The 26,238-nt window shown below is 71.7% G+C and carries 25 protein-coding genes; 9 read left to right on the top strand and 16 right to left on the bottom strand.

The features are described from left to right. Positions 1-42: 42 nt before the first annotated feature. Positions 43-1,041: an NAD-dependent epimerase/dehydratase family protein gene (locus tag CP984_RS16950; protein ID WP_032921090.1), complete on the bottom strand. Its 999-nt coding sequence runs from the start codon at positions 1,039-1,041 to the stop codon at positions 43-45. 120 nt (positions 1,042-1,161) lie between these two features. Next, positions 1,162-1,989, bottom strand: coding sequence for a hypothetical protein (locus CP984_RS16955; RefSeq protein WP_003982993.1), 828 nt, complete (start codon positions 1,987-1,989; stop codon positions 1,162-1,164). Positions 1,990-2,218: 229 nt separating this feature from the next. Here CP984_RS16955 and CP984_RS16960 point away from each other — a divergent pair, with 229 nt between their 5' ends. Beyond that, positions 2,219-2,803 carry a phosphatase PAP2 family protein gene (locus CP984_RS16960; RefSeq protein WP_003982992.1) on the top strand — a complete coding sequence of 195 codons (585 nt, stop codon included), beginning with the start codon at positions 2,219-2,221 and terminating at the stop codon, positions 2,801-2,803. A 52-nt stretch (positions 2,804-2,855) separates the two neighbouring features. Here CP984_RS16960 and CP984_RS16965 read toward each other — a convergent pair whose 3' ends face one another. Then, the gene (locus CP984_RS16965) at positions 2,856-3,338 is read right to left on the bottom strand and encodes a hypothetical protein (RefSeq protein ID WP_003982991.1); all 483 of its coding nucleotides are present in this window, start codon (positions 3,336-3,338) and stop codon (positions 2,856-2,858) included. A gap of 205 nt (positions 3,339-3,543) precedes the next feature. Between CP984_RS16965 and CP984_RS16970 the strand changes: the two genes are divergently transcribed. The 5 genes from CP984_RS16970 (at position 3,544) to cseC (ending at position 8,277) form a co-directional block, all read left to right on the top strand. After that, complete coding sequence (locus CP984_RS16970) at positions 3,544-4,494, top strand: HhH-GPD family protein (RefSeq protein WP_003982990.1); 951 nt, start codon at positions 3,544-3,546, stop codon at positions 4,492-4,494. A gap of 356 nt (positions 4,495-4,850) precedes the next feature. Then, positions 4,851-5,402, top strand: a complete 552-nt coding sequence (locus CP984_RS16975; protein ID WP_030023568.1) for a SigE family RNA polymerase sigma factor — start codon at positions 4,851-4,853, stop codon at positions 5,400-5,402. 239 nt (positions 5,403-5,641) lie between these two features. Further along, positions 5,642-6,247: a hypothetical protein gene (locus CP984_RS16980; protein ID WP_003982988.1), complete on the top strand. Its 606-nt coding sequence runs from the start codon at positions 5,642-5,644 to the stop codon at positions 6,245-6,247. Positions 6,248-6,256: 9 nt separating this feature from the next. Continuing rightward, on the top strand, positions 6,257-6,967 hold the full coding sequence (cseB, locus tag CP984_RS16985) for a two-component system response regulator CseB (RefSeq protein ID WP_003982987.1): 711 nt from the start codon (positions 6,257-6,259) through the stop codon (positions 6,965-6,967). An 8-nt stretch (positions 6,968-6,975) separates the two neighbouring features. Continuing rightward, positions 6,976-8,277: a two-component system sensor histidine kinase CseC gene (cseC, locus tag CP984_RS16990; protein WP_003982986.1), complete on the top strand. Its 1,302-nt coding sequence runs from the start codon at positions 6,976-6,978 to the stop codon at positions 8,275-8,277. Positions 8,278-8,325: 48 nt separating this feature from the next. Here cseC and CP984_RS16995 read toward each other — a convergent pair whose 3' ends face one another. From CP984_RS16995 to CP984_RS17005, 3 genes are all read right to left on the bottom strand, one after another. Next, positions 8,326-8,781, bottom strand: a complete 456-nt coding sequence (locus CP984_RS16995; RefSeq protein WP_003982985.1) for a VOC family protein — start codon at positions 8,779-8,781, stop codon at positions 8,326-8,328. Positions 8,782-8,848: 67 nt separating this feature from the next. Next, complete coding sequence (locus CP984_RS17000; RefSeq protein ID WP_043978393.1) at positions 8,849-9,289, bottom strand: helix-turn-helix transcriptional regulator; 441 nt, start codon at positions 9,287-9,289, stop codon at positions 8,849-8,851. 244 nt (positions 9,290-9,533) lie between these two features. Beyond that, positions 9,534-11,147: an MDR family MFS transporter gene (locus CP984_RS17005; RefSeq protein WP_003982983.1), complete on the bottom strand. Its 1,614-nt coding sequence runs from the start codon at positions 11,145-11,147 to the stop codon at positions 9,534-9,536. Between the two features lie 139 nt (positions 11,148-11,286). Between CP984_RS17005 and CP984_RS17010 the strand changes: the two genes are divergently transcribed. Beyond that, a complete protein-coding gene (locus CP984_RS17010; protein WP_003982982.1) occupies positions 11,287-11,892 on the top strand; it encodes a TetR/AcrR family transcriptional regulator in 606 nt (201 codons plus the stop codon). 51 nt (positions 11,893-11,943) lie between these two features. On the opposite strand, the gene CP984_RS17015 is transcribed toward CP984_RS17010, so the two are convergent. Then, positions 11,944-12,633 (bottom strand): M23 family metallopeptidase, encoded by a 690-nt coding sequence (locus CP984_RS17015; RefSeq protein ID WP_003982981.1) that lies wholly within the window; start codon positions 12,631-12,633, stop codon positions 11,944-11,946. Positions 12,634-13,210: 577 nt separating this feature from the next. On the opposite strand from CP984_RS17015, the gene CP984_RS17020 reads away from it, so the two are divergent. Further along, positions 13,211-15,823 carry an NACHT domain-containing protein gene (locus CP984_RS17020; protein WP_030184252.1) on the top strand — a complete coding sequence of 871 codons (2,613 nt, stop codon included), beginning with the start codon at positions 13,211-13,213 and terminating at the stop codon, positions 15,821-15,823. Positions 15,824-16,167: 344 nt separating this feature from the next. Here the strand turns inward: CP984_RS17020 and CP984_RS17025 are convergent, their stop codons facing one another. Beyond that, a complete protein-coding gene (locus tag CP984_RS17025) occupies positions 16,168-18,687 on the bottom strand; it encodes an ATP-dependent Clp protease ATP-binding subunit (protein WP_003982979.1) in 2,520 nt (839 codons plus the stop codon). A 508-nt stretch (positions 18,688-19,195) separates the two neighbouring features. Between CP984_RS17025 and CP984_RS17035 the strand changes: the two genes are divergently transcribed. Then, positions 19,196-19,894, top strand: coding sequence for an SCO3374 family protein (locus CP984_RS17035; RefSeq protein WP_043978339.1), 699 nt, complete (start codon positions 19,196-19,198; stop codon positions 19,892-19,894). Here CP984_RS17035 and CP984_RS17040 read toward each other — a convergent pair. From CP984_RS17040 to CP984_RS17075, 8 genes are all read right to left on the bottom strand, one after another. After that, the gene (locus CP984_RS17040; protein WP_003982978.1) at positions 19,825-20,157 is read right to left on the bottom strand and encodes a histone-like nucleoid-structuring protein Lsr2; all 333 of its coding nucleotides are present in this window, start codon (positions 20,155-20,157) and stop codon (positions 19,825-19,827) included. The genes CP984_RS17035 and CP984_RS17040 overlap by 70 nt on opposite strands. A gap of 156 nt (positions 20,158-20,313) precedes the next feature. Beyond that, the gene (locus CP984_RS17045) at positions 20,314-20,832 is read right to left on the bottom strand and encodes an amino-acid N-acetyltransferase (protein ID WP_003982977.1); all 519 of its coding nucleotides are present in this window, start codon (positions 20,830-20,832) and stop codon (positions 20,314-20,316) included. 9 nt (positions 20,833-20,841) lie between these two features. Next, on the bottom strand, positions 20,842-21,333 hold the full coding sequence (locus CP984_RS17050) for a BlaI/MecI/CopY family transcriptional regulator (RefSeq protein ID WP_078575499.1): 492 nt from the start codon (positions 21,331-21,333) through the stop codon (positions 20,842-20,844). Positions 21,334-21,542: 209 nt separating this feature from the next. Beyond that, the gene (locus tag CP984_RS17055; protein ID WP_003982975.1) at positions 21,543-21,722 is read right to left on the bottom strand and encodes a hypothetical protein; all 180 of its coding nucleotides are present in this window, start codon (positions 21,720-21,722) and stop codon (positions 21,543-21,545) included. 46 nt (positions 21,723-21,768) lie between these two features. Then, the gene (locus CP984_RS17060; RefSeq protein WP_003982974.1) at positions 21,769-22,365 is read right to left on the bottom strand and encodes a hypothetical protein; all 597 of its coding nucleotides are present in this window, start codon (positions 22,363-22,365) and stop codon (positions 21,769-21,771) included. Positions 22,366-22,615: 250 nt separating this feature from the next. Then, complete coding sequence (locus CP984_RS17065) at positions 22,616-23,413, bottom strand: type III pantothenate kinase (RefSeq protein WP_003982973.1); 798 nt, start codon at positions 23,411-23,413, stop codon at positions 22,616-22,618. A gap of 5 nt (positions 23,414-23,418) precedes the next feature. Next, positions 23,419-24,435, bottom strand: a complete 1,017-nt coding sequence (nadC, locus tag CP984_RS17070; RefSeq protein ID WP_003982972.1) for a carboxylating nicotinate-nucleotide diphosphorylase — start codon at positions 24,433-24,435, stop codon at positions 23,419-23,421. Then, positions 24,432-26,198 (bottom strand): L-aspartate oxidase, encoded by a 1,767-nt coding sequence (locus CP984_RS17075; RefSeq protein WP_032921095.1) that lies wholly within the window; start codon positions 26,196-26,198, stop codon positions 24,432-24,434. Before CP984_RS17075 ends, nadC begins: the two co-directional genes overlap by 4 nt. Positions 26,199-26,238 lie beyond the last annotated feature (40 nt).

The following is a 26,238-nucleotide window of genomic DNA, read 5'->3' on the forward strand; positions in this document are numbered from 1 at the left end:
CGCCCGCACGCCACCGGATCTCACCTCCCCCGCGCAGGAGTTTCATCCGCGCGGAATCTCACCGCGCAAAAACGCCTCCTCCTTCTCCGGCGCCAGCCCGACCGGCTGCCCGGGCCGCAGCGGGGGCGGCCCGTCCAGCTCCTGGAGCCACGCCCAGGTGTCGGCCACCGTCTCCGCGACCGGCCGGCAGCGCAGCCCGGCGCCGAGCGCCTTGGCCGGGTTGCCGCGGTGGATGGCGTCGTACAGCTCGCCCGGCGGCAGCCAGACGGGCAGTTCCGTCCAGGGGGCCAGGCCCGCCGCGAGGATCTCCTCCGGTCCGCTCCAGCGCAGTTCGGCGTCCGATCCGGTGACCGCCACACACGCCTCCAGCAGTTCGCCCATCGTGGCGTGCCCGGGTTCGCTGATGAGGTTGTACGGGCCACTCAGCCCGGTCTCCGCGGCGTGCAGGACCCATGCGGCCAGGTCACGGACGTCGATGTACTGAAGGCCCAGGTCCCGCGGGCCCGGCGCGAGCACCGGGCCGCCGCGGGCGATGCGCGTCAGCCACCAGGGAAGCCGGCCGATGTTCTCCCACGGCCCGAGGATCATCCCGGCGCGGGCCAGCACCGTGCGGTCCTCGCCGAAGGCCGCCAGCGCGGCCAGCTCGCCACCGCGCTTGTCCTCCGCGTACGCCACCGCTTCCGCGTCCGGTGAGCCGTCCACCAGGGGGCCGGCCTCGGTGTGCCCGGGTCCGGCCGGATGCCGGTACACCGAGCCGGTGGACACGTACACGTACCGCCCGGCCCGGTCCGCGAGCAGCCGGGCCGCGTCGCGCACCGCGGTCGGCGCCCCGGCCCAGGTGTCCACGACGACGTCCCAGGTGCCGTCGGCGAGCGCGGTGAGGGTGGCCGCGTCGGTGCGGTCGCCGTGCACGACGGCCGTTCCCGGCACCGGGGCGTGCCGTCCCCGGTGGAAGACCGTGACCTGCCAGCCGCGGGCCAGCGCGGCCTCGGTGACCGCGCGCCCCACGAACTCCGTTCCGCCCAGCATCAGTAGCTTCATGCGGCCGACTGTGCCGGATCATGGCCGGGCGGGCCATGGATGCACGCTCTCAGCGCAATCGACGCCGGAGCCGGGGGCGATGTCCGGCCACGTTCGAACGTCCGTCTTCCGGGCGGCGGTTCAGTCCTTGGCCAGTACGAACGACGCCCGCACCGCGGCCAGCCCGCCCACCTTGGCCTCGACCTGGTACGTACCGGGCCCGACCGGATCGGCCTGCGGCGTCGCGCACTCCGAGGTGCTGGGCCTGCGGTCCCACTCGACGGTCCGGGTGACCGAGCCGCCCGCCGGCACCTGTACGGGAGCGCTGCTGCCGCTGCCGGGCGGGCAGTCGCCGGAGGACCAGATCCGCTCGTCCTGGGAGGTCTCGGTTATGGTCAGCGCCGCATAGCCGCGGCCGAGGTCCACCTTGCAGGCGCTGTCGGCCGCGTTCTCGACCGTGACCTCGAACTTCGGCTTCTCGCCCGGCTCGTAGGTGTCCTTCAGGCTGCGCAGCTTCAACTTCGTGTCGTCCTGCGCGCAGTTCGGGAGCGCCGAGCCGGACGGTACGGTCACGGCGCCGCTGCCCACTCCTATGGGCGCGCCGCCGGAGCCCGAGGCGCCGCCGCTGCCGCCCGTACCACCGCCGGAACCCGCGGCACCACCGTCCGAGCCGCCGGCGCCGCCGGAACCCGGGCCGGAGCCGCCGCTGCCGCCGCCCGACTCGTCGCGGCCGCCCGGCTTTTGGCTGTTCCCGGAATCCGTCGCGTTCGGCCCCGGCGTGATGGACGTGGCAGGACCCGGCGCGCCCTGCCCCTTGCCGTCGCCGCCGGCCTTGCCGTCGTCGCCGCTCCAGTTGAGGGCCCACACCACCAACAGGACGAGCAGGGCAAGGATGGCCAGCGCAACGGCCCTCCGCCGCCAGTAGATGGAGGAGGGAAGCGGCCCGATCGGATTGCGCAGAGATCCCACGCGGAAACTCTACGAGAGATCAGCTGTCACACCGGCCAGTACCCGCCGCACGAAGCTGCAACTTTTCAGATCATCAGCACGGAAACGGGTCCCGCGCCGCCCGGGGCCGTGATCCCTTCGTGATCCCCGGCCGCCCGCACCCCCCGCCGGCCACCCCACTTTCGCCAGGGGCACCCCTTGACGTTCGCCAGATGCAGCTTTGACGTAACAGTCCGTACCGTATGCGTTCATGTACAGCACCGATCTCTATCGCGACGTCACCGACTTCGCGCACGACACCCCTGGCTGGATTCATTCGCTGGCCGCCGGCGGCACGGAAGGCGGCATCCTGCTGCTCATGGCACTGGCCGTCGTCGGCTGGTGGCGGTCCCGAAAGGGGGAGGAGCGGCTGGTCGCGCTGGCGATCCTGGTGCCGATAGCCACGGCCGTCGCGTATCTGGTGAGTGAGATCGTCAAGAGCTTCGTGAACGAGGAACGGCCCTGCCGGGCCGTGGCGGGCGCCGCCGCCTCCATCGTCCCGTGCCCGCCGCAGGGCGACTGGTCCTTCCCCAGCAACCACTCCACGATCGCGGCGGCGCTGGCCGTCGGCATCGTGTTCGCTTGGCGCGCGCTGGCCTGGCTGGTGCTGCCGATCGCGTTGCTGACCGGCTTCTCGCGGGTGTTCGTCGGTGCGCACTACCCGCACGACGTGGTGGCGGGCCTGGCGCTCGGCACCCTGACCGCCACGCTGTGCGTGACGCTGCTCGCCGGGCCGCTGACCTCGCTGGTCGTCCGGCTGGCGGCGGGGCGCTGGAAGATATTGGTGCGGGCGTAGCCCGCTTTCCGGCCGGGGGCGTCTCCGAGGACGCCCCCGCCGTTCCCGGTGGTTACGGCGCGTACCACTCCTCCTTGTGCCCGAAGCCGCGCCCGTTGTCGATCAACCGCAGCCAGTCCGGGCGGACTTCCCAAAGTGCGGTACGTTCCAGCGCCCCCGCGAGCCGGTCGTCGGCCGCGACGAAGGGGAAGCGCTCCAGATACGCACGCCACCCGGCCGCCCGGTCCGCTCCCGTCAGCCGGCGGCAGACGCCCCGGCCCTGCACCCCGGTGAGCGCGGTCCACTCCTGCCCGTCGCGCTGTGCCGTGAAGGCGACGCGGGCGCCGGGGCCGGTTCCGGCGGCCCGCGCGAAGGCCCTGCCGTGGCGGGTGGACTCTGCGGTGACGAGGACGAGCGAGGGCACCGGGCCGTCCGCCGTGGCGTACAGCACGGCGCACGCCTGCGGTCCCCCGTCGTCGGCGTAGGCGAGCGTCAGCGTCGTGTGCGCGGCCAGGGCCCGGCGGATCGTGGCCGGGCAGTCGCTTGCGGTGGTCATCGCGGCTCTCCCGCCGGTCCGGTCGGCATCCACATCATGTGGACATCCTCACCCCGCGCGCCCCACGGGCCACGCACCGGGCCTCGTCACATCTCGTGAGAGGGCGCGGACCGGGCCGGACATTCCGGCGAGCGGGTGGGCACTTCGTGGCGCGGGCCCGGTGCGTTTCACGGCGGAGCGCCGTCGTGCCAGGATCGGCAGTGCCATGACTTCCACTCCTGCCGCCACCGGCGCCGCCCCTGTCACCGCCGCCGAAGAAGCCGCCCAAGGGGCCCGGCTGCACGGTCCCGTCACCGACTGGTTCGACGAGCACGCCCGCGATCTGCCCTGGCGCCGCCCCGAGGCGGGCGCCTGGGGCGTGATGGTGAGCGAGTTCATGCTGCAGCAGACGCCGGTCAGCAGAGTGCTGCCGGTGTACGAACAGTGGCTGGTGCGCTGGCCGCGCCCCGCCGACCTGGCGGCCGAGCCGCCCGGCGAGGCGGTGCGCGCCTGGGGCCGCCTGGGCTACCCGCGTCGCGCGCTGCGCCTGCACGCCGCCGCCTCCGCGATACAGGAGCGCCACGGCGGCGACGTACCGCGCGAGCACGCCCAGCTCCTCGCGCTGCCCGGCGTCGGCGAGTACACGGCGGCGGCCGTGGCCTCCTTCGCGTACGGGCAGCGGCACGCCGTACTGGACACCAACGTCCGCCGGGTCTTCGCGCGCGCGGTCGGCGGCCGGCAGTACCCGCCGAACGCCACCACCGCCGCCGAACGCAAGCTGGCCCGCGCGCTGCTGCCCGAGGACGAGCCGCTCGCGGCGAAGTGGGCCGCCGCCACGATGGAGCTGGGCGCGCTGGTGTGCACCGCCCGCAGCCCGGAGTGTGTGCGCTGCCCGATCTCGTCGCAGTGCACCTGGCGGCTGGCGGGTTCACCCGCGCACGACGGCCCCCCGCGCCGCGGCCAGACGTACGCCGGTACGGACCGCCAGGTGCGCGGCAAGCTCCTCGCCGTCCTGCGCGAGGCGGTCGGGCCTGTGCCCCAGGCCGTACTGGACGCGGTGTGGGACGAGCCGGTGCAGCGCGCGCGGGCGCTGGACGGTCTGGTCGCGGACGGCCTCGTGGAGCCGCTGGCGGGCGGCCAGTACCGCCTGCCGCTCGGGCGCGGCGCGTCCTCATGACGGGTGTGTGACGACGGACGGCTGTGTGACGACGGCCGTGTGACAGCTGACCCCTGTGCGCCGGGTGCCGGATGACGCCTCCGTGACGCCCGGTGCCCCGCCGCCCGCCCGGCCCGCGGCCCATGGCTCTTCCGGCCTCCCCCGCCGTCCCTCGCAAGAAGGACACGGGCCGGGACCCGGTCCGTCGCAGGTATGACACCCGGCCCGCTGTTACACAACCGACGGTTTTCCGTGCACTGCCTGTGGGGCCGACGCACATTACGCCGCAACACCCCCTCCGTAGCGTCTTCCTCGTGCTGGAGGTGACCACCGGCACGGTCAACGTGGGGAATCGCAAGCGGATCGGAGGCGTCGGGATGGCGACCAGCGGCGGCAAGGTACTGGACTTCGAAGAGTACGTGCGTACGCGGCAGGAGGCCCTGCTGCGCAGCGCCCGGCGCCTGGTGCCCGACCCGGTCGACGCCCAGGACCTGCTCCAGACGGCCCTGGTCCGCACCTACGGGCGCTGGGACGGCATCGCCGACAAGTCGCTGGCCGACGCGTATCTGCGCCGGGTCATGATCAACACCCGTACGGAGTGGTGGCGCGCCCGCAAGCTGGAGGAGGTGCCTACCGAGCAGCTCCCGGACGCCAGCGTCGACGACGGCACCGAGCAGCGCGCCGACCGGGCCCTGCTGATGGACATCCTCGGGGTGCTCGCGCCCAAGCAGCGCAGCGTCGTCGTGCTGCGACACTGGGAGCAGATGAGCACCGAGGAGACCGCGGCGGCGCTGGGCATGTCCACCGGTACGGTCAAGAGCACGCTGCACCGGGCACTGGCCCGGCTGCGCCAGGAACTGGAGAATCGCGACATCGACGCGCGGATGCTGGAGCGCGGCGAGCAGGAGCGGGAGCGGTGCGCGGCCTGACCGGCTGCGACACCGGCGGCTTGGCCAGAGGGACTGTGAGCGGGAGCGGTTTGACCAGGAACAGGTTGGCCGGAGGCGGGACGGCCGGGAGCGCGCCGGCCGCCCGGTGCCGGCCGAAAGGGCTGGGGCCGGGCCCGGGACGCCCGGCCTCCGAACGGCTCCGCCCGAAACACACGGCACGGCTCCGGTCCCGGCGGACCGGAGCCTTCCGCACGACCACCGGAGCGGCCATCGCATCGATGGCCGCCCTCTCGCTGTTGCTGGCCGGGTGCAATCCGGGCGGCGAGGGCGTACGGACCGAGGGTTCGGCGAGCAGCACCCCGGCGCCCAAGGGCCGCTCCGCCCAGGCGCCGTCCCCGTCCCCCTCCGCCTCGGTCGCGTACCGGAAGGTCGACGCGGTGGACCTGATGAAGCACGACCCGAAGGTCGGCGCGGACGTCAAGAAGTCCCTCGCCAAGCCCTGCGCCGCGGACGAGTACCCGGTCGAGGTGACCTACGCCAAGCTCACCGGCAGCAAGGACCCCGATGTCGTGGTCAACGTGATGACCTGCGCGGATTCGGTCGGCATCGGCAGTTACGTCTACCGCAAGGACGGCGGGGACTACGACAATGTCTTCGCCAACGAGCAGCCCTCGGTGTACGCCAGCGTCAACAAGGGCGAGCTGGAGGTCTCCAAACAGACCTACAACTCCGACGACAACCTGTGCTGCGCTTCCGGCGAGGATGTGATGACCTACCGCTGGACGGGTAGCCGCTTCGTCGAGTACGCCCGGTACCACACCGACTACAGCAAGACCGGGGGCACCGAGCCCGCGCCCGCGGACCCGACCGGACCGGAGGATTGAGAACACCGCATGGCCGATACCCATGTCCTCTTCGTCGAGGACGACGACGTCATCCGCGAGGCGACGCAGCTCGCCCTGGAGCGGGACGGCTTCGTGGTCACCGCCATGCCCGACGGCCTGGCGGGACTGGAGGCGTTCCGCGCCGACCGGCCGGACATCGCCCTGCTGGACGTGATGGTGCCGGGCCTGGACGGGGTCAGCCTGTGCCGCCGCATCCGTGACGAGTCGACCGTGCCGGTGATCATGCTGTCGGCGCGCGCGGACTCCATCGACGTGGTGCTCGGCCTGGAGGCCGGCGCCGACGACTATGTGACCAAGCCGTTCGACGGCGCCGTGCTGGTGGCCCGGATCCGCGCGGTGCTGCGCCGCTTCGGGCACGCCTCGGGCCCGGACGGCTCGCACGCCGCCGGGTCGGAGGCGGCCGAGCCCGCCGAGGCCGTGCTGCGCTTCGGTGACCTGGAGGTCGACACGGAGGGCATGGAGGTGCGCAAAGGCGGCCGGCCGGTCGCGCTGACGCCCACCGAGATGCGCCTGCTGCTGGAGTTCTCGAACTCGCCCGGCACGGTCCTCTCCCGCGACCGGCTGCTGGAGCGGGTGTGGGACTACGGCTGGGGTGGTGACACCCGGGTCGTGGACGTCCATGTACAGCGGCTGCGCGGCAAGATCGGCCAGGACCGGATCGAGACCGTCCGCGGCTTCGGATACAAGCTGAGAGGCTGACTCCTGCGGTGGTCAGGCTCGCCCTGCGTACGGGGCTGAGGTGGAAGCTCAGCGCCGCGATCGCGCTCGTCGGAGCGCTGGTCGCGATCGCGCTGAGCCTCGTCGTGCACAACGCGGCCCGCGGTTCGATGCTGGACAACAGCCGCGATGTGCAGACCGAGCGCCTCAACTTCACGCAGAAGATCTACGAAACCACGCACCAGCTGCGCTTCGGCGCCAAGCTGGACGACCCGGCGCTGCCGAAGGCACTGCGTGACGAGGTCGCCAAGGGAAAGCGGGCGACCTATCTGGAGGACACCGGCCAGACCACGCCCAAGGTGTGGGCGGCGGCACCGGTCGCGGGCGGCCGGGTGCTGTCCATCCAGGGCTACTTCCCCGACCGGTTCGCCGTGCTGGACGACCTCGACCAGGCGCTGCTGATCGGCTCGACGGCGGTCGTGGTCGGCGGCTGCGCGCTCGGCGTGCTGATCGGCGGACGGCTGTCCAAGCGGCTCCGCAAGGCCGCGGCGGCGGCCGGCAAGCTGGCCGACGGCGACACCTCCGTACGCATTCGGGACGAGGTCGGCGGGCGCATCCGGGACGAGACGGACGACCTGGCCTGGGCGGTGGACGCGATGTCCGACGCGCTCCAGAAGCGCATCGAGGCGGAGCGCCGGGTGACCGCCGACATCGCCCACGAGCTGCGCACCCCGGTGACCGGGCTGCTCACCGCGGCCGAGCTGCTGCCCCCGGGCCGCCCCTCGGAGCTGGTACGGGACCGGGCGCAGGCGATGCGCACGCTCGTCGAGGACGTGCTGGAGGTGGCGCGGCTGGACGGCTACGCGGAGCGGGCCGAGCTGCAGGACGTGGCGCTGGGCGAGTTCGTCACCCGGCGGGTGCGGGCCCTGAACCCGGACATCAAGATCGACATCTTGCGGGACGCGGAGGTCTCCACCGACCCCCGGCGCCTGGAACGCATCCTGGGCAACCTGATCGCCAACGCGGCCCGGCACGGCAAGCCGCCGATCGAGGTCACGGTCGAGGGGCGCGTGGTGCGCGTGCGCGACCACGGCACCGGCTTCCCGGAGGCGCTGCTGCGCGAGGGCCCGAGCCGGTTCCGTACGGGCAGCAGCGACCGGGCCGGGCGCGGCCACGGGCTCGGCCTGACCATCGCGGCGGGCCAGGCGCGGGTGCTGGGCGCCCGGCTGACCTTCCGCAACGCGGACGAGCTGACGGACGGCTCGACCGGCGCGGTGTCCGTGCTGTGGCTGCCGGAGAACGCGCCGACGAGCACCGGCAGCTTCCCGGTCATCCAGCTGCCGGACCGGTGACCGGGCGGTCGGACCGGAACCTCATCAGCACCCAGTCGCGTCGCTCGCCTACTCCACGCAGTCGCCCCACCCCTTGCTCAGGTCGAGCTGTTCGCTGGGCTGGGTGAGCGAGAACCAGTTGCCGGAGTCGTCGCGGAAGATCGCTTCGGTGCCGTACGGGCGCTCCTGCGGCTCCTGGAGGAACTCGACCCCCTTGGCCTTCAGCGCCGCGTAGTCGGCCTTGACGTCGTCCGTCCTGAGCACCCCGGCGCCCATCAGCCCCTTGCTCACCAGCTGCTTCAGGCTCTCCCCGGCCTCCGGGTCCATGCCGGGCGGGCCGGGGACCATCAGCGTCAGCTCCACCTCCGGCTGGTCCTTCGCGCCGACGGTCAGCCAGCGCATGCCGTCCTCGCCGCCCATCCGCAGGTCCGTACGGACCTCCATGCCGAGCTTCTCGGTGTAGAACTCCTTCGCCCGGTCCTGGTCGAGGACCCATACGGTGGTGATGGCCAAACCCTTGATCATGACGTGCCTCCCATGGCTCGTGCGCGGTCTTCGCGCGTCCCCGGTTTCACCGTAGGCAGCCCGCCGACTACCCGCCTTCTCCACGATTGCGGTCTCCCGGCCCGGTCCCGGCCCCCTTTCCGGCCCCCTTCCCGGGGCCTTCCCCCTCCCGGCCCTCGAAGGACTTGAAGCCGCCGGACCACAGCAGGGCATAGCAGCCCGGTATCAGCCCGGCGCCCCGCCCGACGTGCCGTTTCCGGTAGTCGCTCGGGGTCAGGCCGGTCTGCTTCTTGAAGCGCGCGGAGAAGGTGCCCAGGCTGCCGAAGCCAACCAGCCAGCAGATCTCCGTGACGGAGAGATCGGCCGTACGCAGCAGTTCCTCGGCGCGCTCGATCCGGCGGCGGCTCAGATACTGGCCGGGGGTCAGGCCGTACACCTGCTTGAAGGCGCGGAGGAAGTGGAAGCGGGAATACCCGGCGTGCGCCGCGACCGCGTCCAGGTCCAGCGGGGTGGCCCAGTCGCGGTCCATCACGTCCTTCGCCAGCCGCAGCTGCCGGAGCCGCGCGAGGGGGACCGGGACGGTGGCGCCGCCCGCCGCGCGCCCGTCCGTCCGCCCGTCCCCCGTCCCGGTGGCGTCCACCGCCCCGTCGCCGTTCACATTCCGATGCTGGCACGCACCACTGACAACGGCCCGGCGGCGGCTTGCCCGTAAGCACGACAGCGGCCCCCGGCGTGTCCGCCGAGGGCCGCTGGCCTGCGTTTTCAGTGCCGGATCAGACGGGCTCCGCCATCGCGGCGGCGACCGGGGCCGCGTCGCTCTCCGCCTTGTCGGCGGGCTTGGCGGGGCCGCCGCGCAGCGGCACCTCCTTGAGGAACCAGGCCGCGGCGAAACCGATGATGCTGATCAGGGCGCCCCAGATGAAGACCTGGTGGGTGCCGCCGGAGACCGCGTGCATGTACGCGTCCTTGATCGCGGCCGGCAGCTGCTCCAGCTTCTTCGGGTCCATCTGGCCCCCGCCCGCGGTCGCCTTCGCGCCCGCGGCGCCGAGCCGCTCCTTCATGACGTCCTGCACCTGGTTGTTGAAGATCGCCCCGAAGATCGCGACGCCGAAGGAGCCGCCGATCGTACGGAAGAGGGTGGCCGACGAGGAGCCGACGCCCATGTCCTTCATCTCGACGCTGTTCTGCGCGATCAGCATCGTGGTCTGCATCAGGAAGCCCATGCCGGCGCCCAGCACCGCCATGTACAGACCCGAGGTGAAGCGGGTGGTGCCGGTGTCCATCAGGGACAGCAGCGCCAGCCCGGCGGTGATCAGCGCGCCGCCGCCCACCACGAAGATCTTGTACTTGCCGGTGTTGGTGGTGACCCGGCCCGCGACCAGCGAGACGGCCATCATCGCGAGCAGCATCGGCAGGAGCAGCAGCCCGGAGTTGGTGGCCGAGGCGCCCTGCACGGTCTGCTGGAACAGCGGCAGGAAGGTCATCGACCCGAACATCACGAAGCCGACCAGGAAGCCGATCACCGTGACGAGGCTGAAGTTGCGGTTGCGGAAGATGTGCAGCGGCAGGACGGGCTCGCGGACCTTGGTCTCCACGAAGACGAAGGCCAGCAGCGCCACGACACCGACCGCGCCGAGCCCGATGATCTGGCCCGACAGCCAGTCGTACTCGGTGCCGCCCCAGGTGGTGATCAGCACCAGCGAGGTGATGCCGGCGGTGAGCAGCGCGGCGCCCACGTAGTCGATGCGCGCCTGCGAGCGCTTCTTCGGCAGGTGCAGCACGGCGGTGACCATGACCAGGGCGATCGCGCCGAGCGGCAGGTTGATGTAGAAGCTCCAGCGCCAGCCGAGGTGGTCGGTGATGGTGCCGCCGACCAGCGGGCCGCCGATCATCGCGACGGCCATGACGCCGGCCATCATGCCCTGGTACTTGCCGCGCTCGCGCGGCGGGATCAGGTCGCCGATGATCGCCATGACGCCGACCATCAGACCGCCCGCGCCCAGGCCCTGTACGGCGCGGAAGCCGATCAGCTGGCCCATGTCCTGGGCCATGCCGGACAGCGCGGAGCCGATCAAGAAGATCACGATGGACGTCAGGAAGACGCCCTTACGGCCGTACAGGTCGCCCAGCTTGCCCCAGATCGGGGTGGAGGCGGCGGTCGCGAGCGTGTACGCGGTCACCACCCAGGACAGGTGGCTCAGCCCGCCCAGCTCGCCCACGATGGTGGGCATGGCGGTACCCACGATCATGTTGTCCAGCATCGCCAGCAGCATGGCGATCATCAGCGCGAACAGCACCACGCGGACGCTGGCCGGCTGCTTCCCCCCGCCGTCCGCCGGTTTGGATATGTCCCCCGCTGGGGTCGCTTCCGTCTGCGACTTCCCCATTTTCGCTTCTCCCACTTACTTGCCGCCCGGCTAGTTCAGTACAGTGAAGAAGGTAAGGAACAACTAGCCGGGCGTCAAGTAAGTTTCCGAGTGACCCCCGTGACCTCGGCCCGGCCGATCGACGCAGGAGAACAGCAGCATGGGCACACCGCACCCGCGCAGGGGCAACACCCGCCAGCGCATCCAGGACGTCGCCCTGGAGCTGTTCGCCGAGCAGGGGTACGAGAAGACCTCGCTGCGCGAGATCGCCGAGCGGCTGGACGTCACCAAGGCCGCGCTCTACTACCACTTCAAGACCAAGGAAGACATCGTCATCGGCCTCTTCCAGGACCTGGGCCGGCCGATCGACGACCTGATCGAATGGGCCGGCACGCAGCCGCGCACCCTGGAGACCAAGCAGGAGATCCTGCGCCGCTACAGCGAGGCGCTGCGCTCCGCCGAGCCGCTGTTCCGCTTCATGCAGGAGAACCAGGCGGCCGTACGGGACCTGAGCATCGGGGAGACCTTCAAGCAGCGGATGATCCGGCTCACCGGGCTGCTCAGGGAGCCGGAGGCGGAGCTGACGGACCAGGTGCGCTGCATCACCGCGATCTTCTCGATGCACGCGGGCCTGTTCGCGATGCAGACGCTCGAAGGCGACCCCGAGGACAAGCGCAAGGCCATCCTGGAGGTCGCCACCGAACTGGTCACCGCGGCCCAGCCGGGGAGCCACGGTCAGACCCTGTCACCGGGCACCGCCCGCTGAGAACACTGCCTACCGGGGTATCCCCCGCTGAGGCACCGCCCGCCGGGCGGATCAGACGCCGTCGCCGCGCGCCTTCAGGAAGGCGGTCGGCTCGACGCCGGAGCCGTAGTTCGGGCCGGTACGGACCTCGAAGTGGAGGTGGGGGCCGGTCGAGTTGCCGGTGCTGCCGGACTTCGCGATCTCCTGGCCGGTCTCCACGGTCTGGCCGACCTTGACCTCGGTGCTGGTCAGGTGCGCGTACTGGGTGTACGTACCGCTGTCGTGCTTGATCACGATCGCGTTGCCGTACGCGGGGCCGTCGCCGCCGCCGTTCGGGCCGGCCTTGACCACGGTGCCCCCGTGGACGGCGTGCACGGCGGTGCCGCTGGGCACCACGAAGTCCTGGCCGCTGTGGTTGTGGGCCCAGTGCTTGCCGGCCAGCCCGAAGGTCATGCCCAGCGTGTAGTCGTCCACCGGCTTGACCCAGGAGCGGGCCTTCTCCTCGGCGTCCTTCTTGGCCTTCTCGGCCGCCTGCTTCTCCGCCTCGGCGGCCTTCTGCTGGGCGTCGGCCTGCGCGCTCACCGAGGAGCGGATGTCGGACGTGAGCCCGTTCAGCGCGATCGCCTGCGCGTCGCCGCCGGCCGCCATCGCCACCCCGGCGCCCATGGCGACGGAGATGCCCAGGCCCGCCGCGAGCACGGAGGTGCGGGTACGGAGAACGGACTTCGTCGTCGGGCGGTGCAGGGGGTGGTGCTTCGTCATGCGGGAACTACCTCCGGAAAAGACGGGGTCCCGGCCGTCGACCGGGATCGCTCATCCTTGGTAACCGGAATCCGACATGTTGCCAATAGCCGCTTCTACTACCTCATCCCGTAGCAAAAGCCGGGGAAATAAATCCCCGCCGGTACCCTCCGCCCCAGGTCTCAAACACACCGATCCCCTCCCTCTTCCGGCCGCTGCGCGCCTCCGCCTCCCGGGCCGTGACCTGCGGCTTTACCCGGCCGTACGAAGTCGCCCGGCACCCCGGCCGCCCTCCTCCCCGCCCGCGCCGGCCACCGCGTCCGCACCACCCCGCCGTACCGCGGAAAGCGTCCGCTATTCCGCGTAGTAGGCCGCCGGGGGCCTGTGCGGCATGTCACCGCGGCCCGGGTTCCCCCGGCCGCGCGGCGGGTCTTTCGCCGGTCCGTACCGGGACCAAAGGCCCCGTACGGAAACTCCCCGCGCGCCCCGCCCGCCCGTACGGCACCACCTGGCCGAGCGGCCTCCCGGGAACCGCCGACTCCTCTAGGCTGGACATCCGGCGGCGCCCGGCGCCGCACAGGTGATGGGGGATCACCGCATGGATCCAATGATCATCATGGCCCGGCTGGCACCGAAGGTCGTGGGCCCGCTCGTCAGGAAACTCCTCGTCCGGCCGGGGCCCGGCGCCTTCCTGGTGGGCCGGCCGTTACGGATCGCCCGCCTGGTCTCCTTCCGGGGCGAGCAGCGCACCCTCGGGGAGCGCGAGGTACGGCGGATCGCCGCCAAACTGGTCGAGCGCGCCGTGACCCCGCTGCCCGGCGCCACCGGCCCGGCCCGCGAGCGGCCGGTGGCCCCCGACGAGGACCGGGCCGTGACGGACGCCCTCTCCCGTACGCTCTGGGCGCTCGGCGACCTGGACACCGAGATCGCCCAGGACGCCCGGCTGGAGGCGGGCGAACTCGCCCGGCAGCTGCGCCGGGCCGCCCCGGACGCCGCCCGCGAGCTGACCGGTGACGGCGCCGAGCTGCACTCCGTCCTCGTGGACACCGCGGCGCTGCACATCCTGAACCACTTCACCCAGCTGACCGGCTTCGTCGCGCGCACCGTCGTGGAGAACCGGCGCACCCTCGGCAGGATCGACGACACCGTCGGCGCGCTGGCCGCCCGGCTGCCGTCCCGGTCCGCCGAGGACGCCGCCTTCGAGGCGCAGTACGCCCTGGACACCGCCGTCCTCCACAGCCACCTCACGATCTTCGGCCTGGATCTCGTGCACTCCCCCGACAGCTGGCCGCTGGACGCCGCCTACCTGGGCCTGCGCTGCGAGCCGGAACCGCCCGCCGCGGACCGCGGCGGCGCGCCCGAACCGGCCGTCCCCGCCGAGCACGCCCTGTCCGGCCTGTGCCGCGTCCTTGTCCGGGGCGTGGCCGGCTCGGGCAAGACCACGCTGCTCCAGTGGCTGGCCGTCGCCACAGCGCGCGGCGAGCTGCCCCCGGCGCTCCGCCGCGCGCTCTACGGCCGCGTCCCGTTCCTCCTGCCAGTACGCCGCTTCGCCCACCACGGCCTGCCCTCCCCCGGCGCCTTCCTGGCGGCCGTCTGCTATCCGGGCGCCGAAGCCCAGCCGCCGGGCTGGGCCGACCGCGTACTAAGGGCAGGGCGGGCCCTGCTGCTGATAGACGGCGTGGACGAGGCCCCGGAGGACAGGCGCGAGGCGCTGCGCCGCAAGCTCCGCGACTGGACCGCCCTGTATCCGGGCAACGTCTGGATCGTCACCTCCCGCCCCTCCGCCGTCCGCGCCGACTGGCTGACGGCCGACGGTTTCACCGAACTGTCGCTGGCCCCGATGAGCCGCGAGGACATCGCCGCGTTCATCCAGCGCTGGCACCGCGCCGCGGCCCAGCAGGCCCCCGACGACATGGACCGCCTGCCGCACTACGAACGCACGCTGCTCAACGCCGTACGCATCACCCGCGACCTGGGCCGCCTCGCCACCAACCCGCTGATGTGCGGCATGATCTGCGCCCTGCACCGCGACCGCCGCGGCTATCTGCCCAACGGGCGCAAGGAGTTGTACGAGGCCGCCCTGTCGATGCTGCTGGAGCGGCGGGACCGGGAACGGGCCATGGGCACCACCGACGGCATCGACCTGCCGCGCCAGCCCAAGATCCAGCTGCTGCAGAAGCTGGCCCACTGGATGCTGGTCAACGGGCGTTCGGAGATGGACCGCGAGATCGCCGTCGACACGCTCGCACAGCACCTGCCCGCCATCCCCGACGCCGCGCGCCAGGGAGACCCCGAGGAGATATACCGCCACCTGCTGAACCGCACCGGACTGCTGCGCGAACCGGCCCCCGGCACCGTCGACTTCGTGCACCGCACCTTCCAGGACTTCCTGGCCGCCCGCGCCACCGTGCAGCGCCACGACTTCGGGCTGCTGCTGAACCACGCCCACCTCTCCGAGTGGGAGGACGTCATCCGCATGGCCGTCGCGCTGGCCCGCCCCGACGAGTGCGCGGCGCTGCTGAACGGCCTGCTCGCCCCGCGCCCCGGCATCCGGGCCGCGGAGGCCCGGCACCGCAAGCTGCTCGCCGCGGCCTGTGTGGGACACGCCGCCGAGCTGGACCCGGAGGTACGCCACCGGGTGCGGCGCTTCACCCGCGACATGGTCCGCCCCAGCACCGTGGCCGGGGCCCGCGCGCTGGGCTGGATCGGCCCGATCGTCCTGGAGATGCTGCCGGAGCCGGCCGAGGTCTCGGACGACGAGGCGTATCTGCTCGCGGTCACGGCCACGTCCATCGCCGACGACATGGCGATCGACTACCTGGCCGGGCTGCGCAAGCGGACGTCCCCGGATGTGCGGGCGCAGCTGGCCGGTGCCTGGCGGCGGTACGACACCGCACGCTACGCCCGGGAGATCATCGCCCACCTGGACCCGGACGAACTGTTCTTCCCCGTGGCGGACACGGAGGAGCTGCACGCCCTGCGGGAGCTCGGCGGCCGGCCGTACCTCCAGATCGCCGGGGAGTTCACGGTGGCCGAGCTGATCGACGGCATCGTCCCGGCGGACGGCCTGGTGCGGCTCTGGCTGGCGTACGGCCTGGGGGCCTCGATGGCGTGGCTGGCCGCCTTCCCCCGGCTGGAGGAACTGCGGATCAGCGGCAGGCTGCCGCCGGTGACCGGTGTTCCGGAAGGGATCCGCGTGGTCGAGCTGTGATACCGCGGCCCTATGGGGCCGTACGCCTGCAAGAACGGGAGCCGTTCCCAGTCGCCGCCTTGGAGACTTCGGGTCGCGGAATATCTCCTTCCGCATTTGCGCCGGACATCGGCGGAGCAATCCGGAATGGCGATTTCCTTTTGCGCCGCGCGCAATAGCCGCGGCCGCTCCCGTACCGGCCGGAAGGCCCCGTCCGCGGTTACGGAAATCCGTCCGCACCCGCTGCGGAAATACGCTTCCACGCGGGCCGGTACACGGACACGGCAACGCCGCGGCCCGGAACCTGGAGCAGGTTCCGGGCCGCGGCGGGTGCCGTAGCGCTCAGGCGGCGGGCGCCGGAGGCGTCACGCGTCCTTCGAGAGGTCCGGGCCGCCGGCCGCGGACTCGACGGGCGGGGCGTCGGGCAGCGCCGACTTCTCCTCACCGCGGAAGGTGAACTTGGCGTTCTCCCCCTCGCCCTCGATGTCCACGACCACGATGTGGCCGGGGCGCAGCTCGCTGAAGAGGATCTTCTCCGAGAGAGCGTCCTCGATCTCGCGCTGGATGGTCCGGCGCAGCGGGCGGGCGCCCAGCACCGGGTCGTAGCCGCGCTTGGCGAGCAGCTTCTTGGCCTCACCGCTGAGCTCGATGCCCATGTCGCGGTCCTTCAGGCGCTCGTCCACCTTGGCGATCATGAGGTCGACGATCTGGATGATGTCTTCCTCGGTGAGCTGGTGGAAGACCACCGTGTCGTCCACACGGTTGAGGAACTCGGGCCGGAAGTGCTGCTTGAGCTCTTCGTTGACCTTGTTCTTCATCCGCTCGTAGCTGCTCTTGGTGTCGCCCTGGGCGGCGAAGCCCAGGTTGAAGCCCTTGGAGATGTCCCGGGTCCCGAGGTTGGTCGTCATGATGATGACCGTGTTCTTGAAGTCCACCACGCGGCCCTGGGAGTCGGTCAGGCGACCGTCCTCCAGGATCTGCAGCAGGGAGTTGAAGATGTCGGGGTGGGCCTTCTCCACCTCGTCGAACAGCACGACGGAGAACGGCTTGCGGCGCACCTTCTCGGTGAGCTGGCCGCCCTCTTCGTAGCCGACGTAGCCGGGGGGCGAACCGAAGAGCCGGGAGACCGTGTGCTTCTCGCTGAACTCCGACATGTCGAGGGAGATCATCGCGTCCTCGTCGCCGAAGAGGAACTCGGCGAGCGTCTTGGACAGCTCGGTCTTACCGACACCGGACGGACCGGCGAAGATGAACGAGCCACCGGGGCGCTTGGGGTCCTTCAGACCGGCCCGCGTACGGCGGATGGCCTGCGACAGCGCCTTGATGGCGTCCTTCTGGCCGATGACGCGCTTGTGGAGCTCGTCCTCCATCCGCAGCAGCCGCGAGGACTCCTCCTCGGTGAGCTTGAAGACCGGGATGCCGGTGGCCGTGGCCAGGACCTCGGCGATCAGCTCGCCGTCGACCTCGGCGACGACGTCCATGTCGCCGGCCTTCCACTCCTTCTCCCGCTTCGCCTTCGCGGCCAGGAGCTGCTTCTCCTTGTCGCGCAGACCCGCGGCCATCTCGAAGTCCTGCGAGTCGATCGCGGACTCCTTCTCCCGGCGCACGTCGGCGATCTTCTCGTCGAACTCGCGGAGGTCCGGCGGCGCGGTCATCCGGCGGATGCGCATCCGGGAGCCGGCCTCGTCGATCAGGTCGATCGCCTTGTCCGGCAGGAAGCGGTCGGAGATGTAGCGGTCGGCCAGCTGGGCGGCCTGCACCAGGGCCTCGTCCGTGATCGAGACGCGGTGGTGCGCCTCGTAACGGTCGCGCAGGCCCTTGAGGATCTCGATGGTGTGCGGCAGCGACGGCTCCGCGACCTGGATGGGCTGGAAGCGGCGCTCCAGGGCCGCGTCCTTCTCCAGGTACTTGCGGTACTCGTCGAGCGTCGTCGCACCGATGGTCTGCAGCTCACCGCGGGCCAGCATCGGCTTGAGGATGCTCGCGGCGTCGATCGCGCCCTCGGCGGCACCCGCACCCACCAGGGTGTGGAGCTCGTCGATGAACAGGATGATGTCGCCGCGGGTGCGGATCTCCTTGAGCACCTTCTTCAGGCGCTCCTCGAAGTCACCGCGGTAGCGGGAGCCGGCGACCAGGGCGCCCAGGTCCAGGGTGTAGAGGTGCTTGTCCTTGAGGGTCTCGGGCACCTCGCCCTTGACGATGGCCTGGGCCAGGCCCTCGACGACCGCCGTCTTGCCGACGCCGGGCTCGCCGATGAGGACCGGGTTGTTCTTGGTACGGCGGGACAGCACCTGCATGACCCGCTCGATCTCCTTCTCGCGCCCGATGACCGGGTCGAGCTTGGTCTCGCGGGCGGCCTGCGTCAGGTTGCGGCCGAACTGGTCCAGGACCAGCGAGGTCGAGGGCGTGCCCTCGGCCGGGCCGCCTGCGGTGGCGGCCTCCTTGCCCTGGTAGCCGGAGAGCAGCTGGATGACCTGCTGCCGCACCCGGTTCAGATCGGCGCCCAGCTTCACGAGGACCTGGGCGGCGACGCCCTCACCCTCGCGGATCAGGCCGAGCAGGATGTGCTCCGTACCGATGTAGTTGTGGCCGAGCTGAAGGGCCTCGCGGAGCGACAGCTCCAGGACCTTCTTCGCACGGGGGGTGAAGGGGATGTGACCGGACGGGGCCTGCTGCCCCTGGCCGATGATCTCCTCCACCTGCTGGCGGACCGCCTCGAGCGAAATCCCGAGGCTCTCCAGGGCCTTAGCGGCGACACCCTCACCCTCGTGGATCAGGCCCAGGAGGATGTGCTCGGTGCCGATGTAGTTGTGGTTGAGCATCCGGGCTTCTTCCTGAGCCAGGACGACAACCCGCCGCGCACGGTCGGTGAACCTCTCGAACATCGTTAATCGCTCCTCAGAGCGGTCAGGCAGTTAGGGGTCGGTCCCCTCCCTGTCCTTCCGCATGCTAGTCCCGTGGGACGGGACAGCTCATTCCAACTGCCGACATCCGTCCGGATCACCCCCGCGTCGGCGGGGAAATCTGCTGCCGAACAGCCGACATCTGCTCCAACCCGATGGTGCGAGACGATGTTCCCGCAGGCCAGGCATATACGCCCCGGGTCAGTACGCCCGTGGCGAACGCACCCTTGACCGACACGCCCGCCCGGAGTCCGCCGCCGCTCCGGAAAAAGCGCTGCGCACGCCGCTGCACCGTCTCTTCCCACCGGTAATGTCTTACCCGCCGCCACTGACACTCCATGCGGCGCGGGCCTCTTCCCTCCGCTACGGGCGAACACCCGCGCGCCGTTCAATGCGCCGTCACGCCCCGCCCACCCCCTTCCCTGGCGACAGTACGTACCCGTACGTCAACCCAGCGTAACTTCTCGGGGCTTGGTGAGTTGCTCCGGGTATGCCCGTCGCGATCCCGCGATCCCGCTTCCCCCTCGCCGCCGTACGGCAGTGGTACGAGGACGAGCTGCGCTGGCCGACCACCGGCACGGAGCCGGTGGAGCTGCTGACCGGGGAGCGCTTCGACGCCCTGGACCTGCCCGCCGACGCGGGCCGGGCCGTACTGGGGCGGGTGGGCCGCACGGGGCCCGTGGCGATCGACCGCAGCGGCACCGCCGGCCCCAGGATGCTCATGCTCGTGGCCGCCGGTGCGGCCGAGGAGCTGGCCGGTCTCCTGGAATGGCTGGAATGGGGCTCGCTGGGGCTGGATCTGACCGCGCGCGGCACCGGGGACCGGATGCCCGCGCCGTCACCGCCGCCGGCCCCGCACGCGCGGTGGCCGTGCGGAACCGGTCCGCGGGAGGCCGCGGGGTGGGTGCGGCCTCCCGAGCCGGGGTACGAGATCGAGGCTTGCCTGCCCACCACGGGGACGGGGGCAGGGCACGGGGGCCGCGGAATTCCCCTCGCTGATCGCCAGGGGCGCGCCCCCGACCTCGTACGACTCGTGAGCGCGGCGGCCACGGAATGCCACCGGGCCCGTTTGCTGCGCGGTCGTCAAGCTCGAAGACAAACAGATCGCGGGTACGGCGATCAGCCGTTCGCCTTCTCGAACGCCTCACGGATCTCCGCGGGCACCCGGCCGCGGTCATTGACGTTGTAGCCGTTCTCCTTGGCCCACGCGCGGATCTTCGCGGTGTCCTGGCTGCCGCCGGAAGACGCCCGTGCCTTGCCGCGGCCACCGGAACGGCCACCGGTCTTGCGGCCTGCCTTCACGAACTCGGCGAGCGAGTCGCGCAGCTTCTGGGCGTTGTCGTCGGACAGGTCGATCTCGTAGGACTTGCCGTCGAGGGCGAACGTCACGGTCTCATGGGCCTCGCCGCCGTTGAGGTCGTCGACAAGAAGAACCTGAACCTTCTGTGCCACCGGTTTCCCTTTCATCGAATGTGGATTACGACGGAAAGCAAACCGCTTTTCCGGGAAAAACACAAACCCCTGGGTAGGGTTCAGTTGCACGGCAGCCGGGGAACGCTTGCTTCCACAGCTATGAGATAGGGGCGCGATTCGGACATAGAACGCTGATCACAGGTGCAGAAGCATGCGGCTGTTGCCCAGGGTGTTGGGCTTCACTCGTTCGAGACCGAGGAACTCGGCAACGCCCTCGTCATAGGAACGCAGCAGCTCGCTGTAGACATCGCCGTCGACGGGCGTCTCACCGATCTCCACGAAGCCGTGCTTGGCGAAGAAGTCGACTTCGAAGGTGAGGCAGAAAATGCGCCGCACTCCGAGCCAGCCCGCGGTGCGCAGCAGCTTGTCGAGGACTTGGTGGCCGACTCCGGTGCCCTTCAGGCGCGGATCGACGGCCAATGTGCGCACTTCGGCCAGGTCTTCCCACATGACGTGCAGGGCTCCGCAGGCGACGACCGCGGCGTCCTCGTCCCGCTCGGCCACCCAGAACTCCTGGATGTCCTCGTAAAGCGTCACGGTGGCTTTGTCGAGGAGGATGCCGTCCTGCGAGTAGGCGTCGATGAGGCTGCGTACAGCAGGTACATCGCTGGTCCTGGCGCGGCGGACGGTGACTCCATTGGATAGCGGCGGCATGCGGCGACGCTATCGCCCCGAGTCGCCGGAACCCGCCGCGGGTACTTCCCCCGCATCTGCTTCCCCCGCATCCGCAGGTGCGGCGGCTTCGGGTTCCGCCCGCTCTGCTTGCTGCGCGGCCGGTGCGGGTTCCGCCGGTTCGTCGCCCTGCACCATCCGTACGGCATCCCGTAGCGCATGGCGCTGTTCCGGCGACATCATGCCGAAGAAGGCCACCAGAGCCGCCGCGGGGTTGTCACTCGCGGACCACGCTTCGTTCATCAGTGCGGCCGCGTAGGCGGCACGAGTGGAGACCGCCTCATATCGATAGGCGCGCCCTTCGGCTTCCCGGCGCACCCAGCCCTTCTGATGGAGGTTGTCCAATACGGTCATCACCGTCGTGTAGGCGATCGACCGTTCCTTCTGCAGGTCTTCCAGGACTTCCCGAACGGTGACCGGGCGGTTCCACTCCCACACCCGCGTCATGACCGCGTCTTCCAGATCACCCAAGCGTCGTGGCACACCAGCACAATAGTGGGAGATGTCGCGAATGCCGGTTCTTACCCGATTGATTTGCGCCGGAAAAAGGCCGTACGGCCCGGGACACGCGATCTCGGGCCGTACGGGACGGATTCGGTGCGCACAGCCGGACCGGCCGCCGAACGGACAAACGAATTCCGTCGGCGGCCCGGAACGGGCGGCAGCGGCCGGAGGGGTCCGGCCGGCGGCGGTCAGGCGCCGTGGGCCTTGGGCTCCTGGCGGGCGCCCTCGGCGCGGGCCAGCGCGGCGTCGACCGCCGCGTCCTCCTTGGACTTGTTCTCGCCGCCCTGGCTCTTCACGATCGTCACGATGAGCGCGACGAACGCCACGGCCATCACCACGGGCGGTACCAGCGCTGCGACGTAATCCATGACCAGGGGCCTCCTTCGGGAGTGAGGCTTCCAGAGTACGCAGCGCTCAGGCGGTCCGGGCCGCGGGGGGCGGCGCCGGCTTGCGGCGTGGCGGGAACACCTCGCCCGGCGTGGGGACGGGACGGCCGGGGCGCGGCGCCTTCGGCTGCGGGCGCACCGGTGCGGGACGGGGCGCGGGCTCGGACTCCTTGGCGCCCCTCCCGCCCGGAAGCGCGCGCAGCCGGGCCCGTACGAACTGCTCGGCCAGGCTCTCGCAGCGGCGCAGCAGGGCGGTGCGGCGCTCGCTTTCGGCCGCTCCCCGGGCGCCCGCGACCAGCGAACGCAGGGCGGCGAGGTCGGCGGGGGCGGGATCGTAACCGACCGCCAGGGCCTCCTGGAGATGCGCCAGGTAGCCACTGGCGGAGCCGGGCAGGGCTTCGCGGTAGCGGACGAGGTCGGCGAGGAGGAAGGCGCGCAGCCGCCCGCCCTCGCGCGCCGCTTCGTCCACGGCCTCGGCCAGCCGCAGATATTCCTGGACCTCCTGGGCGCCGTCGGCGTCGTAGCCCGCCGGGGCGTCCGGGGCACCGGTCGTGTGGCGCGTCGGCCCGAGAGCGGCGGCGAGGGCGCGCCGCAGCACGCGCAACTCGTCGGCGCTGAAGGCCATACCGCCGCGGGATCCGTATGGCATAGGCATGGGCCGACCTTACGCCGTTGACGGACAAAATCCGCTTAACACCATTGGAATGCTGCAAGTGTCGCGGAACTCGCAGAGGGCAGCAAAAGCCTCATCAGTTAGAAGTAGGTACGTATAGGGGCCAAGTGGGAAATTCGCCATGCCATCCGGTCGGGACGGACGGCCCCGGGCCGGCGGCCGCCCGCCGGGCCGGACGGCCGGTCCGACCGTCCCGTACGGATCAGCTCCGGGGAACGTTGCGCTCGTACACCAGGCGCAGCCCGATCAGCGTCAGCCACGGCTCGTGCTCGTCGATGACCGAGGACTCGCCGAGCACCATGGGGGCCAGCCCGCCGGTGGCGATCACCGTGACGTCGTCCGGGTCGTCGGCCAGCTCCCGCGCCATGCGCTGGACCACGCCGTCCACCTGTCCGGCGAAGCCGTACAGGATGCCGGACTGCATGGCCTCGACGGTGTTCTTGCCGATGACGCTGCGCGGCCGGGCCAGTTCGATCTTGCGGAGCTGGGCGCCCTTGACGCCGAGCGCGTCCACCGAGATCTCGATGCCGGGGGCGATCACACCGCCGACGTACTCGCCGCGCGCGCTGACCGCGTCGAACGTGGTGGCCGTACCGAAGTCGACCACCACCGCCGGGCCGCCGTACAGCTCCACCGCCGCCAGCGCGTTGATGATCCGGTCGGCGCCGACCTCCTTGGGGTTGTCCATGAGGATCGGCACGCCGGTCTTGACGCCCGGCTCGACCAGGACGGCCGGCACGTCGCCGTAGTAGCGCCGGGTGACCTCGCGCAGCTCGTGGAGGACGGAGGGGACGGTGGAGCAGATGGCGATGCCCTCGATGCCGTCGCCCAGCTCCTCGCCGAGCAGCGGGTGCATGCCCATCAGGCCCTGGAGGAGCACGGCGAGTTCGTCGGCGGTGCGGCGGGCGTCGGTGGAGATGCGCCAGTGCTCGACGATCTCCTCGCCGTCGAACAGGCCGAGGACGGTGTGGGTGTTGCCCACGTCGATGGTCAGCAGCATCTGCGTCAGCGCTCCTCGCGCAGGTCGAGGCCGATGTCGAGGACCGGGGAGGAGTGCGTGAGCGCGCCCACGGCCAGGTAGTCCACGCCGGTCTCGGCGTAGGCGCGGGCGTTGTCGAGGGTGAGCCCGCCGGAGGACTCCAGGGCCGCCCGCCCGGCCACCAGCGCCACGGCCTCCCGCGTCTGCCCGGGCGTGAAGTTGTCCAGCAGGATCAGGTCGGCGCCCTCGGCGAGGACCGGCGGGATCTGGTCCAGCCGGTCCACCTCCACCTCGACCGGCACTCCGGGGAAGCCGCTGCGTACGGCCTTGAACGCCTCGGCCACGCCGCCCGCCGCGACGACGTGGTTGTCCTTGATCAGGGCCGCGTCCGAGAGGGACATGCGGTGGTTGACGCCGCCGCCGCAGCGCACCGCGTACTTCTCCAGGGCGCGCAGTCCGGGCGTCGTCTTACGGGTGTCGCGGACCTTGGCGCCGGTGCCCTCCAGGGCGTCGGCCCAGGCGCGGGTGGCGGTGGCGATGCCGGACAGGCGGCCCAGCAGGTTCAGGGCGGTGCGCTCGGCGGTCAGCAGGTCGCGGGTGCGGGCGGTGACGCTGAGCAGCTTCTGGCCGGCCGCGACGCGGTCGCCGTCCTCGACGTGCCGTTCCACCTCGAACTCGGTGGTGCACACCAGGGACAGCACGGCCTCGGCGACCCGCAGGCCCGCCACGGTGCCCGCCTGGCGGGCGGCGAAGTCGGCGGTGGCCACGGCCTCTTCGGGCACGGTCGCGACGGTGGTCACGTCCACGCCCTGGTCGAGGTCCTCCGCGAGGGCCACGTGGGCGATGTCCTCGACCTGTACGGGATCCAGGCCGGCTTCGACCAGGAGGGCGGCCAGGGCGGGGTCGAGGCCGCAGGCCGTCGGGTCGAGTTCGTACGCGTCGCCGTCGCCGCAGCCGCAGGAGTCGCCGCAGCCGCCGCCGGAAGCCGGGGCCTGGTCCTGACGTCCGATCTGGTGCAGGGGGAGGTCGTCGGGAGTGCTCACTGGGTCGGCTCCGTTTCGGGCGCGGGTGCGGCGGTCGTCGCGGGGAACGCGGCGGTGTCGGTCGTACGGGTGTGCAGGGTGTGCGGGGGGCGGTGGGTGACCAGGAAGTGCCGCTGCCAGTGCGCATCGTCCCGGTCGGCGTGGTCCTCGCGCCAGTGGCAGCCGCGGGTCTCCTCGCGGCGCATCGCCCCGGCGACCAGCACCCGGGCGACCAGCAGGAGGTTGGTGACCTCCCACGCCTCGACACCGGGCTCGGCGGGCTTGGGGCGGTCGGTGGGGGTGGCTTCCGGGGCGGCGGTCTGGGCCGCTGTGGTGGCTGCTTCGGCCGCGTCGCGCTGGAGGCGGGCGAGGGCGGTGGCGGCCTCGGTGAGGCTGGCGGCGGAGCGCAGCACTCCGGCGCCCGCGGTCATGATCCGCTGGATGGCGGTGCGTGCCTCGGGGGCGAGCAGCGGTACAGGGGCGGCGGCGGGCTCGACGGCCGGTCCCGGGCGGCGGGCGGGCGCGGACGTGATGTCGTCCGCGATGCGCTCCGCGAAGACCAGCCCCTCCAGGAGGGAGTTGGAGGCGAGCCGGTTCGCGCCGTGCACGCCGGTGCACGCGACCTCGCCGCACGCGTACAGGCCCGGCACGGTCGTCCGGCCGTACAGGTCGGTCCGTACGCCGCCGGAGGCGTAGTGCGCGGCGGGCGCGACCGGGATCGGCTCGGTGACCGGGTCGATGCCGTGGGCGCGGCAGGCGGCGAGGATGGTCGGGAAGCGCTCCTCCCACATGCGCGCGCCGAAGTGCCGGGCGTCCAGGTACATGTGCTCGGTGCCCCGCTCGTGGGCGCGCCTCATGATCGCCTTGGCGACGATGTCGCGCGGGGCCAGCTCGGCGAGTTCGTGCTGTCCGGTCATGAAGCGGATGCCGTCGGCGTCCACCAGGTGGGCGCCCTCGCCGCGTACCGCTTCCGAGATGAGCGGCTGCTGCCCCTCCGCGTCCGGGCCGAGGTAGAGGACCGTCGGGTGGAACTGGACGAATTCGAGGTCGGAGACCTCGGCGCCGGCGCGCAGCGCGAGGGCCACGCCGTCGCCCGTGGAGACGGCCGGGTTGGTGGTCGCGGAGAAGACCTGGCCCATGCCGCCGGTCGCGAGGACGACCGCGGGGGCGCGCACGGCGCCCACGCCGTCGTGCTGGCCCTCGCCCATCACGTGCAGGGTGACGCCGGCGGTGCGTCCTTCGGCGTCGGTGAGCAGGTCGAGGACGAGCGCGTTCTCGATGGTGCGCAGGCCCTGGGCGCGTACGGCGTCGACCAGGGCGCGGGAGATCTCGGCGCCGGTCGCGTCGCCGCCCGCGTGCGCTATGCGGCGGCGGTGGTGCCCGCCCTCGCGGGTGAGGGCTATCTCGTCGCCGCCGGGCGTGGTGTCGAAGCGCGCGCCGGTGGCGATGAGGCGGCGGACGGCGTCCGGGCCTTCGGTGACCAGGGTGCGTACGGCGTTCTCGTCGCACAGCCCGGCGCCCGCCACGAGGGTGTCGGTCAGGTGCTGCTCGGGGGTGTCGCCCTCGCCGAGCGCGGCCGCGATGCCGCCCTGGGCCCAGCGCGTGGAGCCGTCGTCCAGGCGGGCCTTGGTCACCACGACGGTGCGGCGGCCCGCGGCGGCGCAGCGCAGGGCGGCGGTCAGGCCCGCGACTCCCGAACCGACCACGACGACATCGGCCTCGATGGACCAGCCGGGGGCGGGGGCCTGGAGGCGGAGGGTGGCGTGGTCGGAGGCGGTGGGCATGTCGGGGCCGGTAGGGCCGCTGGGGTTGTCGTGACCGATG

The organism is Streptomyces rimosus, from assembly GCF_008704655.1.
GTDB classification, from domain to species: domain Bacteria; phylum Actinomycetota; class Actinomycetes; order Streptomycetales; family Streptomycetaceae; genus Streptomyces; species Streptomyces rimosus.

What these genes read in the sequence shown, in the direction of transcription:
- CP984_RS16950 (WP_032921090.1), bottom strand. Translation starts at nt 1,041, where the DNA reads ATGAAGCTACTGATGCTGGGCGGAACGGAGTTCGTGGGGCGCGCGGTC.
- CP984_RS16960 (WP_003982992.1), top strand. Translation starts at nt 2,219, where the DNA reads ATGTACAGCACCGATCTCTATCGCGACGTCACCGACTTCGCGCACGAC.
- CP984_RS16965 (WP_003982991.1), bottom strand. Translation starts at nt 3,338, where the DNA reads ATGACCACCGCAAGCGACTGCCCGGCCACGATCCGCCGGGCCCTGGCC.
- CP984_RS16970 (WP_003982990.1), top strand. Translation starts at nt 3,544, where the DNA reads ATGACTTCCACTCCTGCCGCCACCGGCGCCGCCCCTGTCACCGCCGCC.
- CP984_RS16975 (WP_030023568.1), top strand. Translation starts at nt 4,851, where the DNA reads ATGGCGACCAGCGGCGGCAAGGTACTGGACTTCGAAGAGTACGTGCGT.
- CP984_RS16980 (WP_003982988.1), top strand. Translation starts at nt 5,642, where the DNA reads ATGGCCGCCCTCTCGCTGTTGCTGGCCGGGTGCAATCCGGGCGGCGAG.
- cseB (WP_003982987.1), top strand. Translation starts at nt 6,257, where the DNA reads ATGGCCGATACCCATGTCCTCTTCGTCGAGGACGACGACGTCATCCGC.
- CP984_RS16995 (WP_003982985.1), bottom strand. Translation starts at nt 8,781, where the DNA reads ATGATCAAGGGTTTGGCCATCACCACCGTATGGGTCCTCGACCAGGAC.
- CP984_RS17000 (WP_043978393.1), bottom strand. Translation starts at nt 9,289, where the DNA reads ATGGACCGCGACTGGGCCACCCCGCTGGACCTGGACGCGGTCGCGGCG.
- CP984_RS17005 (WP_003982983.1), bottom strand. Translation starts at nt 11,147, where the DNA reads ATGGGGAAGTCGCAGACGGAAGCGACCCCAGCGGGGGACATATCCAAA.
- CP984_RS17010 (WP_003982982.1), top strand. Translation starts at nt 11,287, where the DNA reads ATGGGCACACCGCACCCGCGCAGGGGCAACACCCGCCAGCGCATCCAG.
- CP984_RS17015 (WP_003982981.1), bottom strand. Translation starts at nt 12,633, where the DNA reads ATGACGAAGCACCACCCCCTGCACCGCCCGACGACGAAGTCCGTTCTC.
- CP984_RS17020 (WP_030184252.1), top strand. Translation starts at nt 13,211, where the DNA reads ATGGATCCAATGATCATCATGGCCCGGCTGGCACCGAAGGTCGTGGGC.
- CP984_RS17025 (WP_003982979.1), bottom strand. Translation starts at nt 18,687, where the DNA reads ATGTTCGAGAGGTTCACCGACCGTGCGCGGCGGGTTGTCGTCCTGGCT.
- CP984_RS17035 (WP_043978339.1), top strand. Translation starts at nt 19,196, where the DNA reads ATGCCCGTCGCGATCCCGCGATCCCGCTTCCCCCTCGCCGCCGTACGG.
- CP984_RS17045 (WP_003982977.1), bottom strand. Translation starts at nt 20,832, where the DNA reads ATGCCGCCGCTATCCAATGGAGTCACCGTCCGCCGCGCCAGGACCAGC.
- CP984_RS17055 (WP_003982975.1), bottom strand. Translation starts at nt 21,722, where the DNA reads ATGGATTACGTCGCAGCGCTGGTACCGCCCGTGGTGATGGCCGTGGCG.
- CP984_RS17060 (WP_003982974.1), bottom strand. Translation starts at nt 22,365, where the DNA reads ATGGCCTTCAGCGCCGACGAGTTGCGCGTGCTGCGGCGCGCCCTCGCC.
- CP984_RS17065 (WP_003982973.1), bottom strand. Translation starts at nt 23,413, where the DNA reads ATGCTGCTGACCATCGACGTGGGCAACACCCACACCGTCCTCGGCCTG.
- CP984_RS17075 (WP_032921095.1), bottom strand. Translation starts at nt 26,198, where the DNA reads ATGCCCACCGCCTCCGACCACGCCACCCTCCGCCTCCAGGCCCCCGCC.